The 14,518-nt window shown below is 67.0% G+C and carries 14 protein-coding genes; 1 reads left to right on the forward strand and 13 read right to left on the reverse strand.

Translation table 11 applies throughout. The features are described from left to right. Positions 1-2: 2 nt before the first annotated feature. The 13 genes from VNF92_09325 to VNF92_09385 form a co-directional block, all read right to left on the reverse strand. Positions 3-1,352, reverse strand: a complete 1,350-nt coding sequence (locus tag VNF92_09325) for an amino acid permease (GenBank protein ID HVA58077.1) — start codon at positions 1,350-1,352, stop codon at positions 3-5. Then, a complete protein-coding gene (glyA, locus tag VNF92_09330) occupies positions 1,349-2,647 on the reverse strand; it encodes a serine hydroxymethyltransferase (protein ID HVA58078.1) in 1,299 nt (432 codons plus the stop codon). The genes VNF92_09325 and glyA overlap by 4 nt, the downstream gene beginning before the upstream one ends. Continuing rightward, complete coding sequence (rpiB, locus tag VNF92_09335) at positions 2,644-3,111, reverse strand: ribose 5-phosphate isomerase B (protein ID HVA58079.1); 468 nt, start codon at positions 3,109-3,111, stop codon at positions 2,644-2,646. Before rpiB ends, glyA begins: the two co-directional genes overlap by 4 nt. Positions 3,112-3,117: 6 nt before the next feature. Next, positions 3,118-4,191 (reverse strand): Glu/Leu/Phe/Val dehydrogenase, encoded by a 1,074-nt coding sequence (locus tag VNF92_09340; GenBank protein HVA58080.1) that lies wholly within the window; start codon positions 4,189-4,191, stop codon positions 3,118-3,120. A 14-nt stretch (positions 4,192-4,205) separates the two neighbouring features. Beyond that, complete coding sequence (locus VNF92_09345; GenBank protein ID HVA58081.1) at positions 4,206-5,384, reverse strand: acyl-CoA dehydrogenase family protein; 1,179 nt, start codon at positions 5,382-5,384, stop codon at positions 4,206-4,208. Positions 5,385-5,388: 4 nt separating this feature from the next. Continuing rightward, on the reverse strand, positions 5,389-6,234 hold the full coding sequence (locus VNF92_09350; GenBank protein ID HVA58082.1) for a 3-hydroxybutyryl-CoA dehydrogenase: 846 nt from the start codon (positions 6,232-6,234) through the stop codon (positions 5,389-5,391). 1 nt (position 6,235) lies between these two features. Further along, complete coding sequence (locus tag VNF92_09355; GenBank protein HVA58083.1) at positions 6,236-7,099, reverse strand: CPBP family intramembrane glutamic endopeptidase; 864 nt, start codon at positions 7,097-7,099, stop codon at positions 6,236-6,238. Further along, positions 7,096-7,641 (reverse strand): biotin transporter BioY, encoded by a 546-nt coding sequence (locus tag VNF92_09360; GenBank protein HVA58084.1) that lies wholly within the window; start codon positions 7,639-7,641, stop codon positions 7,096-7,098. Before VNF92_09360 ends, VNF92_09355 begins: the two co-directional genes overlap by 4 nt. Before the next feature lie 5 nt (positions 7,642-7,646). Further along, positions 7,647-8,855, reverse strand: coding sequence for an acetyl-CoA C-acetyltransferase (locus VNF92_09365; GenBank protein ID HVA58085.1), 1,209 nt, complete (start codon positions 8,853-8,855; stop codon positions 7,647-7,649). A gap of 80 nt (positions 8,856-8,935) precedes the next feature. Continuing rightward, positions 8,936-10,867 (reverse strand): threonine--tRNA ligase, encoded by a 1,932-nt coding sequence (gene thrS / locus VNF92_09370; protein HVA58086.1) that lies wholly within the window; start codon positions 10,865-10,867, stop codon positions 8,936-8,938. A gap of 14 nt (positions 10,868-10,881) precedes the next feature. Next, a complete protein-coding gene (locus VNF92_09375; GenBank protein ID HVA58087.1) occupies positions 10,882-11,037 on the reverse strand; it encodes a hypothetical protein in 156 nt (51 codons plus the stop codon). A gap of 246 nt (positions 11,038-11,283) precedes the next feature. After that, positions 11,284-12,285, reverse strand: a complete 1,002-nt coding sequence (locus VNF92_09380) for a hypothetical protein (GenBank protein ID HVA58088.1) — start codon at positions 12,283-12,285, stop codon at positions 11,284-11,286. Between the two features lie 422 nt (positions 12,286-12,707). After that, the gene (locus VNF92_09385; GenBank protein HVA58089.1) at positions 12,708-12,908 is read right to left on the reverse strand and encodes a hypothetical protein; all 201 of its coding nucleotides are present in this window, start codon (positions 12,906-12,908) and stop codon (positions 12,708-12,710) included. 1,142 nt (positions 12,909-14,050) lie between these two features. Here VNF92_09385 and VNF92_09390 point away from each other — a divergent pair. Continuing rightward, positions 14,051-14,518, forward strand: a complete 468-nt coding sequence (locus VNF92_09390; protein ID HVA58090.1) for a BON domain-containing protein — start codon at positions 14,051-14,053, stop codon at positions 14,516-14,518.

A 14,518-nucleotide genomic window follows, 5' to 3' on the forward strand; every position in this document is an offset into this window, starting at 1 on the left:
AACTACCCTCGCCGCCGACCGACGGAGGCGTAGTACACCGGGATACCCGCCACGACCACACCGAGCACGGCGGCCGTGGCCCACCGGCTGGACGGCGACCAGAGGGCATTGACGAGCAGGTAGACCGTCGAGAGCACGAACAGCGCGGGCACCACGGGATAGCCCGGCACGCGGAACGGCGGCTGGTAGCCGGCGCGCCGCCGCAAGACGAACACCGAGGCCACGCCCAGCGCGTAGAACGGCACGATTGCGGTGACGAACGTGTCGGCCAGCTGCTCGAAGCTCCGCAGCAATACGAAGATGATGCCGAGCAGGCTGCTCAGTCCGATGGCGACGTAGGGCGTCTCGAACCTGTGGTGCACCGCCGCCACGCGACGGAAGAAGAGCCCGTCCTCGGCCATCGCGAAGAAGATGCGCGGCGCGGTGAGCAGCGAGCCGGTGAGGGTACCGAAGGTGGAGAGCATCACCGTGACGCCCACGAACACCACGCCGGGCTGGCCGATCAGGCGCTGGGCCACGTCGGCCGCGACCAGCGGCGACTGCCGCACCTCGCTCACCGGCATGACCGCCAGGTACGCGATGTTGGCCAGGAGGTAGATGCCGATCACGGCGAGCGTGCCCGTGATGAGCGCACGCGGCACGTTGCGTTGCGGATCGCGGACCTCGCCGGCCACGAAGCTCAGATCGGCCCAACCGTCATACGCCCAGAGCGTCGATACGAGCGCGAGCCCGAACGCCGGCAGCGTGAAGCTCCCCGCAGGCGCCACCGGCGTATAGTAGCCGCCGGTGTGCGGTAGCCCGATGGCGAGCGCGAACAGGATGATGAAGAGCAACCCGCCGTACTTGGCCAGCGTGGTCGCGTTGAGTACCAGCGCGCTCCACCTGACCCCGACGATGTTCACCGTGCCGAGCAGCGCGATGGCCGCCGCTGCCAGGTAGTGGGCGTACGCGTCGTACGGCGCGAGCGCCGGATTGTACCCTGCCACGCGCAGGGCGTACTCGGCGAAGGTGATGGCGATGGCGCCGAGCGACGCGGCGCGGATGACCGTCAGCTCGGACCATCCGAACAGAAAGGCCGGCATGCGCCCGAACCCCTCGCGGATGAACACGTACACGCCGCCGGTCTCGGGAAAGGCCGATCCGACTTCGGCCAGCGTGAGCGCGCCGCACAGCGCAAACAGGCCGCCCGTGACCCACACGCCGGCCAATGGCAACGGGCCGGGAAGCCGGTCGGCGATGCCGGCCGGCGAGCGGAAGATGCCCGACCCGATTGTCGAACCCACGAGAACCGCGACGGCGCTCCAGAAGCCCAACCGCCTCGGTAGCGCGCTGCGTTCCGTGGATCCGGTCATGCCAGCACGGGGACGTCCGGCGCCGGATAGAGCGGGAAGGCGCCGGCCAGGGCGTGCACCTCGGCGCGCACGACGTCGGCGGTGGCCGCATCGCCGGGCGCGCGCAGCACGCGGTCGATCAGCTCGGCGATGCGTACCATCTCCGGTTCCTTCATGCCGCGCGTGGTGACGGCACTGGTGCCGATGCGGATGCCGCTGGTCACGAACGGCGACTGCGTTTCGCGGGGCACCGTGTTCTTGTTCACCGTGATGCCGGCGGCGTTGAGCGCCGACTCGGCCACCTTGCCGGTGAGCGTATCGCCGCGATTGCGCAGGTCCACGAGCATCAGATGGTTGTCGGTGCCGCCCGACACGATCTGGAAGCCACGGGCGAGGAGCGCGGCAGCCAGCGCCTGGGCGTTGCGCACGACCTGCCGGCAGTAGGTCTTGAACGACGGGTCGAGCGCTTCTTTGAACGCCACCGCCTTGGCGGCGATCACATGTTCGAGCGGTCCGCCCTGCGTGCCGGGGAAGACGGCCTTGTCGACCGCCTTGGCGTGCTCGGCCCGGCACAAGATGAGTCCGCCGCGCGGGCCGCGCAGCGTCTTGTGCGTGGTGCTGGTGACGAAATCCGCGTGCGGCACCGGCGACGGGTACACCCCGGCGGCAACGAGGCCCGCGAAGTGGGCCATGTCGACCATCAACAGGGCGCCCACCTCGCGCGCGATGTCGGCGAACGCCGCGAAGTCCACGATCCGCGAGTACGCGCTGTACCCGGCGATGATCAGACGCGGTTTATGCGCGCGGGCCTTGGCGCGCATGTCGTCGTAGTCGATCAGGCCCTCCTCGGTCACGCCGTACGACACGGCGTTGTAGAGCAGCCCCGAGAAGTTCACCGGCGACCCGTGGGTGAGGTGGCCGCCGTTGGAGAGCGCCATGCCGAGGAACGTGTCGCCGGGCTTGAGGACGGCCATGAACACCGCCATGTTGGCCTGGGCGCCGGCGTGCGGCTGCACGTTGGCGTGCTCGGCGCCGAACAGCTGCTTGGCGCGGTCGATGGCCAGCTGTTCCACCTGGTCCACGACTTCGCACCCGCCGTAGTAGCGCTTGCCGGGCAGCCCTTCGGCGTATTTGTTGGTGAGCGGAGAGCCCATCGCCTCGAGCACGGCTGGCGAGACGAAGTTCTCGCTGGCGATCAGTTCGAGGCCGTCGTTCTGCCGTGCGATCTCCTGCATGATGAGGCCGGCGATGTCGGGATCGGCAATGCGTAGCGCTCCGCCCGGCGGACAGCGGTCCCAATCGACCCAGTCATTCATGGTGTGGTTCCACCTTCGGGTGAGCCCCGTTCGATCTTGACGACGCGCCGGTGGTGGCGGCCGCCCTCGAACGGGGTATCGAGCCAGGTTCTGAGGATCGCCACCGCTGCGTCGTCGTCCACGAACCGCGCCGGCAGCACGAGCACGTTGGCGTCGTTGTGGCGCCGCGCCAGTTCGGCGATTTCGGGTGACCAGCTGACGGCAGCCCGCACGCCCTGGTAGCGATTGGCCACATAGCTCATGCCCAGGCCGGTGCCGCAGAGCAACACGCCCCGCGCCACCCGTCCCTCGGACACCCGCGCCGCCAGCGGATGCGCGAAATCGGCGTAGTCCGTGGACGCCGCGGAATCGGTACCCAGGTCGTCCACCACGTAGCCGAGGCCGGCGAGCACGGCTTCGAGCTTCTCCTTCAGCTCGAAGCCGGCGTGATCGGCGGCGATGGCGATCCGGTTGGCGTCGGTCATTATTATTTACTTATTGGGCCATTGGGGCCACGTGCGGATCATCGAGCCCACGGCCCGGATGCGGATCTCGGCCAACCGGTCGGCGGCCTCGTACGTCGGCACCTTGTCGTGCTTGGCGATGTGGAACACCCGGAGCACGGTATCGTAGATCTCGTCAGCCTTGCGGAAGGCGCGTTCCGGGGTCCAGCCGGCGAGTTCGCTGTACACGTTGATCACGCCGCCGGCATTGGCCACGTAGTCGGGCGCGTAGAGAATGCCCTTCTTCTCCAGCGCCGTGCCGTGCTTCTCTTCCTCGAGCAGCTGGTTGTTGGCGGCGCCGGCCACGATCTCGACCTTGAGCTGGGGGATCGTCTTGTCGTTGATCACCGCGCCCAGCGCACACGGCGCGAAGATGTCGGCCTGGGCCGAGTAAATGTCGTTCAGATCCACCCCCCGCGCGCCGAATTCGCCGACCACACGCTTCACGCGTTCGGCGTCGATGTCCGTGACGATGAGCTTGGCCCCGGCCTCGTGCAACTCCTTGGACACGTAATAGCCGACGTGGCCGCAGCCCTGCACCGACACCGTCTTGCCGCTCAGGTCGTCCGAGCCCCACTTCTCCTTGGCAGCCGCCTGGATGGAACGGAACACGCCGTGCGCCGTCACCGGGCTGGGATCGCCCGACCGGCCGGCGAGGCCCGTCACGTAGTCGGTCTCCATGTGCACGAAGTCCATGTCGGCGGTGCTCGTGCCGACGTCCTCGGCGGTGATGTAGCGCCCGCCCATCGACTCCACGAATCGACCGTGGGCGCGGAACAGCATCTCCCGGCTGGCCGTCTTGTTGTCGCCGATGATCACGGACTTGCCGCCCCCCAGATTGAGACCGGCCACGGCGTTCTTGTACGTCATACCTCGAGCCAGGCGCAGGGCGTCGACAATCGCGTCGTCGTCGGACGCGTAGCTCCAGAACCGCGTGCCGCCGAGGGCGGGCCCGAGGGTCGTGCTGTGAATGGCGATGATGCCGCGGTATCCCGAGGCCGCGTCCTGGCAGAGCACGAGCTGTTCGTGACCCATGCCGGCGATCGTGTCGAAGAGTTTCATTGGCTGGCTCGAAATCAGAGGGAAGTGGAACCATGCTGGGAGTACAACTCACGCGCGATCACAATGCGCTGGATCTCCGAAGTGCCCTCGTAGATCTCGGTCACCTTTGCGTCGCGGAACAACCGTTCGACGGGATAGCCCTTCACGTATCCGTACCCGCCGAAGATCTGCACCGCCTGGGTGGTCACCCACATGGCGGACTCGCTGGCCATCAACTTGGCCATAGAACTGAACTGTGTCACGTGGGCCCCCCGATCCTTGGCCGTGGCGGCGGCGTGGAGGAGCGCCCGGGCGGCCGACACGCGGGTCGCCATGTCGGCCAGCTTGAACTGGATGGCCTGGAATTCCTTGATCGGCTTGCCGAACTGCCGCCGCTCGGCGGCATAGGCCGCCGAGTGCGCCAGCGCCGCGCGGGCGATCCCCACGGACTGGGCGGCGATGCCCAGGCGCCCGTTGTCCAGCGACTGCATGGCGTAGATGAAGCCCTTGCCGGCCTCGCCCAGCAGGTTGGCCGCTGGCACGCGCAGGTTGTCGAACACGAGCTGCACCGTTGGCGAGGCGCGCAGCCCCATCTTGTCCTCCTTCTTGCCGACCTTGAAACCCGGCATGTCGGGGGTGACGATGAAGGTGCTGATGCCGCGCGCGCCGCGGCGGTCGCCCGGCGCATCGGTGCGCGCCATGGCCAGGACCACGTCGCTCCTGGTCCCGCTCGACACCCATGCCTTGGTGCCGTTGAGGACCCAGTGGTCGCCGTCGTGCACGGCCTGGGTGCGCAGCGACGCCGCGTCGGAGCCGGCGTCGGGCTCCGAAAGCGCGAAGGCGCCCAGCATCTCGCCGCGCGCCATCGGTTTCAAGTATCGCTGCTTCTGGTCCTCGTTCCCCCATCGCAGGAGCATCTGCGTGGGCATCGAGTTGTGCACGCTCATCATCACCGCCACCGACGCGTCGACGGCGGCGATCTCCTCGAGCGCGAGCAGGTAGGTGAGCGTGTCGAGCCCCAGGCCGTCGTACGCCTCGGGGATCATCATGCCGAGAAGCCCCAACGCGCCCATTTTGGGCACGAGCGCGGGCTCGAAGTACGCGTCGCGGTCCCAGGCCGCGCTGTTCGGCGCGAGCTCGGCCAGCGCGAAGTCGCGCACCGCCTTCTGAATCGCCCGCTGCTGCTCGTCGAGCGGCGTGAGAGCCCAGGTCATGCGGTCAGTACTGGTAGAAGCCGCGGCCGGACTTGCGCCCCAGCCAGCCGGCGGCGACGTACTTGCGGAGCAGCGGGCAGGGCCGGTACTTGGGGTCGCCGAGACCGCTGTATAAGACTTCAAGAATAGCCAGGCAGGTGTCGAGCCCGATGAAGTCGGCCAGCGTGAGTGGCCCCATGGGGTGGTTCATGCCGAGCTTCATCACCGTGTCGATCGCTTCGGCGGTGCCGACGCCTTCCATGAGGCAGTACACCGCCTCGTTGATCATCGGCATCAGGATCCGATTGGCGATGAACCCGGGGTAGTCGGCGGCTTGCACCGGCGTCTTGCCGACGGCGATGGTGAGGTCCACCACCCTGGCAGCGGTCGCGTCGCTGGTGGCCAGGCCACGGATGATCTCCACCAGCTGCATCACCGGCACGGGATTCATGAAGTGCATGCCGATCACCGCATCGGGGCGCTTGGTGCGGCCGGCGATCTCGGTGATCGAGATCGAACTGGTGTTCGTGGCGAGGATGGCGCCGGCGTCGGCCTTGGCGTCGAGTTCGGCGAAGATCTTCGCCTTGAGTTCCCGGTTCTCGGTCACCGCCTCGATCACGAGCGACGCGCCGGCCACGGCGTCCAGCCCGGCGTGATCGGTGATGCGAGCGAGGATGGCGTCCTTGTCGGCCGACTGGAGGGCGCCCTTCTTGATCTGCCGGTCGAGGTTCTTGGCGATCGTCTCGCGTCCCTTGGCCGCCGCGGCCTTGGAGATGTCGATCATCGCCACCGGGTATCCGGCCTGGGCGAACACATGCGCGATACCATTGCCCATCTGGCCGGCACCGAGCACCGCAATCCGATCCGTCATACTATGACTCCTCGCGACGCCCGCGTCGCGCATAGAGATACGTGAGTGCCGCCATCATGCCCACCGCCGCGGCCAGGCCCCCTTCGGGGCCCCACGCGCCGCCGGTGAGCCACCGCGGTCCCGCGTCGAGCAACTGGTAATTTGGTGTGGCGAGCGGAAATCCGCTCACCGGCGAGTGGAAGGGGACGGCCATGACCCAGTTCCACGCGAAATGCGCCATCCACGCGGCGTACAGGCTGCCCGTGGCCAGGATGACCGCCCCCAGCATCACGCCGGCCAGCGTCACCATGGTGATCGACTCCACCGTGGCGCCGTTGTTGGGCAGATGCATCAGGCCGAACGCCACGCTCATCACGCCCAGCGCGACCGGCCACCGCACGGACTCGCAGAGCACCGCGAACACGTACCCGCGGGTGAGCAGCTCCTCCAGCAGCGCAGCGGGCAGCAGGAACCAGGTCACCCGCACCGCAGCGCCCACCCAGGACCCGGGCGCCGCCGGCGCGAAGTGGAGCGCCCCGGCCGCCACGAGCACCAGACACGGAATCCCGATGGCCGATGCGCCCAGCCCCCACCCTTCCAGCCAAGCCGTGGGGCGCGCCGCGTTCCGGCCCAGCCACACGGCCGACCAGGGGCGTTGGTCTACCCATCGCACGCACACCAGGTGCGCGCACAACAGACCGACAACCCCGACGTCGCTCTCCACGGCGCCCGGCACGCCGGCGCGCGCGGTGAGCGTCGACAACCACGGGGCCGCCAGCGCGGCGGCGAACGTCCACGCCACGAACGTCACCGCAACGAAGATCGCGATGCGCCATGGCGCCCGGAGCGCGCCGTTGGGCGCGTAGAGGAATGGAGAGTGGTTCAATCCGCCCGATCGGGCGCGGGCGATCGGGTCACGGCGGCCGCGACGAGCGACTTGGCGGCATCGAACGCCACGAACGGCAGCACGCCGAGCACCGCGGCCCGGGGCAAGCTGCCCGTAAGCAGGGCCAATTGTGAGAGTCCGCCCAGGTACAGCACGAGCACCCCGGCGCCGGCGGCCAAGGCCCGACCGCCAAAGGTCCGCGCGCGGAGCGCCATCGCGCCCGCCACGTACGCCGCCACCGGATACGCCAGCAGGTATCCCCCGGTGGGGCCGAAGAAGCGCATCATGCCTGGCGCGCCCATGGGCGCGAATACGGGCAGGCCCAGGGCGCCGGCCGCAAGGTACACCAGCATGCTCACCGCGCCGGTCACCGGGCCGAGCATCATCCCCGCCAGGACCACGAGCAGGGGCTGGAGGGTGATCGGCACCGGAGTACCCGGCAGCGGAATCGCCACCTGGGATGCGGCCGCCAGGGCCGCTGCGAATCCAGCGACACCGAGCAGGGTGAGCCTGCGGTCTTCGACGAGCGCGTAGGTCTTCATGGTCGTCAGTCCCGGGTGACACTGAGGGCTACGGCATCGCCGCCGCCCAGACAGAGCGTGGCGAGTCCCGCGTGGACTCCGCGATCCTGCATGGCGTAGAGTAGCGTCGTGAGCACGCGCGCGCCGCTGGCCCCGATCGGGTGGCCGAGGGCGATCGCCCCGCCGTTGACGTTGACGCGATTCCAATCCCATCCGAGGCCGGCCCCGTCGGCCAGCGCCTGGGTGGCGAACGCCTCGTTTGCCTCGATCAGATCGTAGTCACCGATCTTCGTGCCGCTCTTCTTCATCAGGTTCTGCACCGCGAGGATCGGCGCGAAGAACAGCTCCTGAGGCTCCACGGCGCCGGTGGCGTAGCCATTGATGCGCGCCATGATCGTCAGCCCGTGCGCATTCGCGTAGGCCTCGGACGTCACGACCAGCGCGGCGCCGCCGTCGTTGAGGCTCGACGCATTCCCCGCCGTGACGCTCAACTCCTCGCTCTTGCTGGTCTTGTCGCCGAAGGCGGGGCGCAGCTTACCCAGCGACTCGGCGGTGGTGTCCTTGCGCGGGCTCTCGTCGGTATCGACGATGGTGGGGCCTTTGCGCCCAGGCACCTCGACCGGCACGATCTCGCCCTTGAACTTGCCGCTTTCCATGGCAGCCACGGCCTTGCGGTGCGAGTTCGCGGCGAACTCGTCCTGCATTTGCCGGGTGATCTTGGCCTTGCGCGCCGTGTACTCCGCGTGTCCGCCCATGTGCACGTCGCAGGCCGCGCACCAGAGCCCGTCGCGGATCATGCCGTCGACCATCGTCTGGTCGCCGAGCTTCACGCCGTTTCGCATACCATATACGTAGTACGGGGCGTTGGACATCGATTCCTGGCCCCCGGCCACCACGACTTCGCGGTCGCCGGCCTTGATAGCCTGCGCGGCGAGCATGACGGCCTTGAGCCCCGAGCCGCACACCTTGTTGACGGTCAGGGCCGAGACGCCGGCGGGGATCCCCGCCTTGAGCTGGGCCTGTCGCGCGGGAGCCTGCCCCACGCCGCCCTGGATGACGTTGCCCATGATGACTTCCTGGATTTCGGAAGCCGGGACGCCGGCGCGTTCGAGCGCGCCTCTGATGGCCGCCGCGCCGAGATCGGGCGCGGAGAGCGTGGCAAGGCCGCCCAGGAATTTCCCGATAGGGGTTCGGGCGGCCGAAACGATGACGGGAGTCGTGGAGGGGTTGGACATGGCTGGAAACTACAGGGGGGGCACAGGGCCGAAAAGGCGCTGGCAAAAACTGCGCCGGCGAGGACCGCGCCGGCGCGGCTCTAGAGCTTCCTCGCCTTCGCCTCGTCCACGACCCGGGCAATGAACTCGTCCACGAGCCCCACCTCCTGCTTCTTCCCTTCCCCGCGGGCGCGCACCGCCACCATATCCGCCTCCGCCTCGCGCTTTCCGACCACCGCCATGTACGGCACCTTCATCATTTCGCCGTCGCGAATGCGGTAATTCAGGGTTTCCTTGCGGTCGTCGAGGTGGGCCCGGATACCCACGGCCCGCATCCGGCCCACGATCGCCTGCGCCACGTCGGCCACCTCGTCGGTGATCGGCAGCACGCGCACCTGCTCGGGCGCCAGCCACACCGGGAAGGCGCCGGCGAAGTGCTCGATGAGGATGGCGATGAACCGCTCGAAACTGCCGCTCACCGCACGGTGGATCACCACCGGCCGGTGCATCGTGTTGTCCTCGCCTACGTATTCGAGGTCGAACCGCTCAGGCGCGTTGTAGTCGAGCTGAATCGTGCCCAACTGCCACAGGCGGCCGATGGAGTCGGTGACGTCGAAGTCGATCTTGGGGCCATAGAACGCGCCGTCGCCTGGCTTCAGTTCATACGGCATCCCGGTGGCTTCGAGCGCCGACCGCAGCGCGCCCTCGGCTCGATCCCAGAGGGCGTCATCGCCGATGCGCGTTTCGGGGCGCGTCGCGAACCGCACCGTGGCCGTGAGGCCGAACGTCTTGTAGTAATCGAGAATCAGGCCGGCGAGAAAGCGCACCTCATCGGCGATCTGGTCTTCGGTGAGGAAGATGTGGCAGTCATCCTGCTGGAACTGGCGCACGCGCGTGAGCCCGGAGAGCGCACCCGTCACCTCATTACGGTGCAGCACGTCGAAGGTCGCCAGGCGGAGCGGCAGTTCGCGATAGGAATGCTTCTTGGCCAGGTACAGCAGGTAGTGCGACGGGCAGTTCATGGGCTTGAGCGACATGTCATGCTCCTGCGTCTCGGTGTCGAGCACGAGGAACATGTTCTCGCGGTACTTGCCCCAGTGTCCCGAGATCTCCCACAGCCCCTTGTTGTACAGCAGCGGCGTGCGCACTTCCTGAAACTTGTCGCGCTGCAGCTCGCGGACGTAATCCACCAGCGCGTTGTAGATCGTGGTGCCGCGCTCGGTCCAGAACGGAGCCCCCGGCGAGAACTGGTGAAACAGGAACAGATCCAGTTGCTTGCCGAGCACTCGGTGGTCGCGGCGCTTGGCCTCCTCGATCCGGTGCAGGTACGCGTCGAGGTCCTCCTTCTTGAACCAGGCCGTCCCATAGATGCGCTGCAGCATCTGACGGTGCTCGTCGCCCCGCCAGTAGGCGCCCGCCGTGTGCAGCAGCTTGAAGTGCTTGAGGTGGGACGTGTCGGGCACGTGCGGGCCGCGGCATAGGTCTACGAACGGGCCGTCGGTGTAGGTCGAGATCACCTCGTCCTCCCCCAGTTCGCTCAGGCGCTCGAGCTTGAGCGGGTCGTCGGCGAACACCTGCTCGGCCTCGCGGCGCGAGACCTCGGCGCGCACGAACGGCAGTTTCTCGCGCACCACCTTGGCCATCTCCTCCTCGAAGCGGACCAGATCCTCGGGGGTGAACGGGTGCTCCACCTCGAAGTCGTAGTAAAAGCCGTCCTCGATGGAAGGGCCGAAGCCGATCTTCGCCTCGGGGCGCACGCGCCGTACGGCCGTGGCCAGTAGATGGGCCGTGGAGTGGCGCAGCACGTCGAGCGCCCTGGCGTCCCGGGACGTGAGCACGCGGAACGTTCCGCTCTCGCGCAGCGGCGTCATCAGGTCCTGCACCTTGCCGTTCACCTCGACCGCGACCGCTGCCTGCAGCAGCCGTTCGCCGATCGACCTGACCACCTCACCGGGGAGCGTGCCGGGCGCGACGTCGCGTGTCGCGCCGTCGGGCAGCGTGAGCGTCAGCATGTCCGAAGGCCGATCGATCATCGTTCCATACGTGTTTAGAGAAGCGGCGTCAGGAAGCGCTCGTACCGGAAGTACAACGCGAGTCCACCGAGGATCACCAGTCCGATCACGGCCCACGCGACGATGCGCGACGCCGGGAACTCCTCGGCCTCGACTTCCTCTTCCTTCTGGTACAGCCGGGAAACGCGCATCGAGGGGCCGGGGTGTGATGTGGGCGCCGGAAGGTCGCCGAACGCCGTGTTTCAAGTTATCGTTCCGGAGCAGCCTCCGCCACGGGCATCCCCGCATGGGTCACCGTGCATACACGCGACCCGGCGGGGAGTGTGGGGACCGCTCGTGCATGAAGGACGCGGGACGCGGAGCAGGGCGCCGGGATCGTGCCTTGACGCGCGAATGACCTGAGACGCTCGAAAAAGCGACCCGGCACACCGCCTGCCCTATCCGCCAGTTCCTGCCGCGCGCACTCCGCCGGCGCGTATCTCCGGACAGTTGTGAAGCCGGGGAAGGCAGACGGTAACGTATGTCGAGTCGGCAGCGGTGTCCGGAACCTGGTCGACCACGTGCAACGTCAAGTATCCGGATTCCGTGGGGGAACCCGAGAGCGAGGATCCGCTACCGAACAGCGTCCCCGTCCACCACCAGGTATAGGGTGGCTCGCCTGCGTGCGCGAGGTCGGCATCCCAAAACCCGACCGTGCCCGAATCGATCTGGGTCGGACCGTCAATGTAGGGAGCGACCAGTTGGTATGGTGCCGTCGAAACGGCCAGGAAGGCGGTCGTGGCAGTCGTGTCCACCCCGAATCCGCATTGCGGCGACGAGCTAGTATCGACTTCTGGCCCCCAGCTGGGCGTGATAATCCCGTTGTCCTGATAGAGCGCAATACTGGTAAACTTGAGGCCGCCCCACGGGAATTGTCCGCAATTCGTGAGGCCATATACCTCCAGTACTCCCCCGTACCCATTCTTGAAATCGTCGTCAAAGTCGGCGCCTGTCATGATCGTGGTGTCCCGCAGCGTCTTATCGATGGAATACAACTCCCAGTCGCATCCGCCGCCACCGCAGGTTATCGGTACAATTCGACCGCGGAGTGAGTCCCCCGGGTTCGGGTAGACAATCGACGCGCTATAGCCAAGCACGTGAGCACCAACCCACCAATTGGTGAACGACCAGTAGTTGCCTCCAAAGGAATTATTGTAGCCCCACTGCAAGACCGGCTGCAGGATATAGCTCGGATCTTCGATGGCCGGGAACGTGTAAAGCAGATCCCCTCCGCTGTACGACGAGTCCGGATTGGATGGGACGCCCCAATCCGCATCGATCTCGCGAAACGTGTGCCCTACCGCGGCGTACTCTTTCGAGTCTTCGATCCATCCATTGTCGGCCGGAGGCAGCAAGGGCGGCCGCCACGGATGCCCCGATGATTTGATAGTGTCATTCATCGCTGCCGCACATCCGACCGGACGCGTAATGCTCCCGTCGGCATGTTGGACCGAACCGTCGGGATGCCATGTCGCGCCCCGCGGGACCTCGATCACGCAGCCCTGCGGATAAAGTCCGAATGGCGTCCGGACCATGCCGGAGGGCATGGACGCGACTGAGTGCGCCCGAACCAGTGGCGCCATGATGGAGGGGCGTGTGGCCGAGTCTGTGCACGAGGCGAGCAAGACGGCACCGACAAACAGCGGGAGCTTTGAACGCATATGGAATCCATCTCCGCTGATTGAAAAGCCAACGGCGCAGTGATCACAGTTTTCGCGTCTGGCATTTCCAAGCACACCGCCAACCGGCGTGCCACTACGCTTGATCGTGGCGCCGCGGCCGCACGGCCGCCGATGCCACGATCCTCACCACAGGCCGTTACTTAGTGTTCGTGAAGGTCCACCGGCTGCTCGGGAATCGGGGTACCCGGCGCGTAGAAGTACACGGTCGCTACCGTGTCCGCCCGCGCGCCGGTCGAGTCGGTCGCCGAGAATGCGCAAGGCACGCGGCCATTCGACACCGAACCCATCGTGGCCGCAGATACTTGCAGAAACGTGAAATAGTCGCCGTCCCCGTTCGTCACGGATGTCGCAGCCGCACTGTCGGTGGGACATGACACGGATACTGCGATCCCCGGAACCAGCGCCCCCGAAGGGCTCAAGAGCCGCCCGGCGACCTCGGCGATACCGGGGCTCGGATCCGTCGGATCGGAATGGCCACAGGCCATACACAGCACGACGGACGCCACGATCAACTGACAAGGCACTCGCATAGTTGCAACTCCGCATTGATGTTGCCTGCTCGTGTAACGGCGTCGCCACCTCCCGTATTATATGCATATTTACAACTTAGGACGCAGACGATCTTGGGTACGTACCTCTCCGCAAGTAAAGTGCAAAGAATGACTTGGCGTGTGCCTTCCGCCGCTGGCTGGCGATCCCGAAATTCCGTCGTATGAGAGGATGCGCGCGGATCTTGATGTCACGCCGCGCCGTCGGGATTCGCGGATACCCCGACGATTGGAACGGACATCGCTACGGACGTGAGGGTGAGGGCCGGAATGGCGCCGCGGATGAGCGAGGCCCCGCAAGCGCGTGGGGCGGGGATCGCACGCGCCGGGGCGTCGCTGCGAGCGCGGCTCCGAGGGCGTGCCCACGAGCGCGCCCGCCCGACACGTCACCGAGTCCAGTGTCAACACCGGAATAGAATTGCGCACTCCCAGCTTCTGAGCAATTTCACGCCGCTGCTTACATCCAGAAGGTGAAAGGCCAACTCGATGTACGTCCAGGCCTTCAGGCGGCGCACCAGAATGGGCCGAAGCATCTGCTCCCCGGCCAGTTTTGCGCGCCCCTTCCGGGCATTGGTCCGGAACCCGGCTTCGAGGTCCGGCTTCGAGGTCTTGCTGAACGGCCGCGGTCAGCGCAGGTTGAGCATCCAGCGGCGTGCACAAGGCCGCCAGGTCGCCGCGTGCGCGGGTGCGATCCACGGCGCGGTCGGGGGCAGTTTGGGGCGAAGAGTGACGGATTCGGCGGCGCCTCCCCGTGATGCGATTGGACGCCCCGATAACGCCAGCGTACATCGACATCGGAAGACTACGTTTCCCGGATGCGTCACTCGCGTCCAGGCCATTTTGGTCTCAATGAGAGTTTCACGAGCGGCCCGAGCTGGCGAGTCTCGACACAGAGGCGATGAATGCTACGACTCAAACTGGCCCCCTGACCCCGCATGTCTACACCACACGAATCGCACGACCGCTCCACCCCCGGCTCCCAGATCGCGAGCATTCTCGTGGGCGGGGCGCTGGGCGTGGGCGTGGGCTTGGTGCTCGCGCAGACGCTCGGCGGCACATCGGGAATCGCGACGCGGCTCTCGCGCCGCACGCCCACCCCCGCCGGCCTCGAGCCGGGCTTCGACGCCGACGACGAGGAGCCAGACGACCCATTCGCGGACGCGTGGGAACGGTCGGACGACGACGCGGACGACACATTGGGTGAACGCGTGCTCGAGGCGTTCGCCAATGACCCCATCCTGTCCGGCCGCGCCGTCGATATCGAAGCGCACCCGGGGGCCGCCGTCGAACTGAGCGGCTCGGTGGATACGCTGCACGAGATCGCGTACGCCGGCACCCTCGCCGGTGGGGTGCCGGGGGTGGACCACGTGATCAACCGGCTGCGCGTCGATCGCAACGCATAG

This window comes from Gemmatimonadaceae bacterium (assembly GCA_035533015.1).
In the GTDB taxonomy this organism is placed as follows: Bacteria; Gemmatimonadota; Gemmatimonadetes; order Gemmatimonadales; family Gemmatimonadaceae; genus JAGWRI01.

Coding starts and splice junctions, on each gene's coding strand:
- thrS (HVA58086.1), bottom strand. CDS start 10,867: ATGATCGATCGGCCTTCGGACATGCTGACGCTCACGCTGCCCGACGGC.
- VNF92_09390 (HVA58090.1), top strand. CDS start 14,051: ATGTCTACACCACACGAATCGCACGACCGCTCCACCCCCGGCTCCCAG.
- VNF92_09375 (HVA58087.1), bottom strand. CDS start 11,037: ATGCGCGTTTCCCGGCTGTACCAGAAGGAAGAGGAAGTCGAGGCCGAG.
- VNF92_09350 (HVA58082.1), bottom strand. CDS start 6,234: ATGACGGATCGGATTGCGGTGCTCGGTGCCGGCCAGATGGGCAATGGT.
- VNF92_09380 (HVA58088.1), bottom strand. CDS start 12,285: ATGAATGACACTATCAAATCATCGGGGCATCCGTGGCGGCCGCCCTTG.
- glyA (HVA58078.1), bottom strand. CDS start 2,647: ATGAATGACTGGGTCGATTGGGACCGCTGTCCGCCGGGCGGAGCGCTA.
- VNF92_09340 (HVA58080.1), bottom strand. CDS start 4,191: ATGAAACTCTTCGACACGATCGCCGGCATGGGTCACGAACAGCTCGTG.
- rpiB (HVA58079.1), bottom strand. CDS start 3,111: ATGACCGACGCCAACCGGATCGCCATCGCCGCCGATCACGCCGGCTTC.
- VNF92_09325 (HVA58077.1), bottom strand. CDS start 1,352: ATGACCGGATCCACGGAACGCAGCGCGCTACCGAGGCGGTTGGGCTTC.
- VNF92_09360 (HVA58084.1), bottom strand. CDS start 7,641: ATGAAGACCTACGCGCTCGTCGAAGACCGCAGGCTCACCCTGCTCGGT.
- VNF92_09365 (HVA58085.1), bottom strand. CDS start 8,855: ATGTCCAACCCCTCCACGACTCCCGTCATCGTTTCGGCCGCCCGAACC.
- VNF92_09345 (HVA58081.1), bottom strand. CDS start 5,384: ATGACCTGGGCTCTCACGCCGCTCGACGAGCAGCAGCGGGCGATTCAG.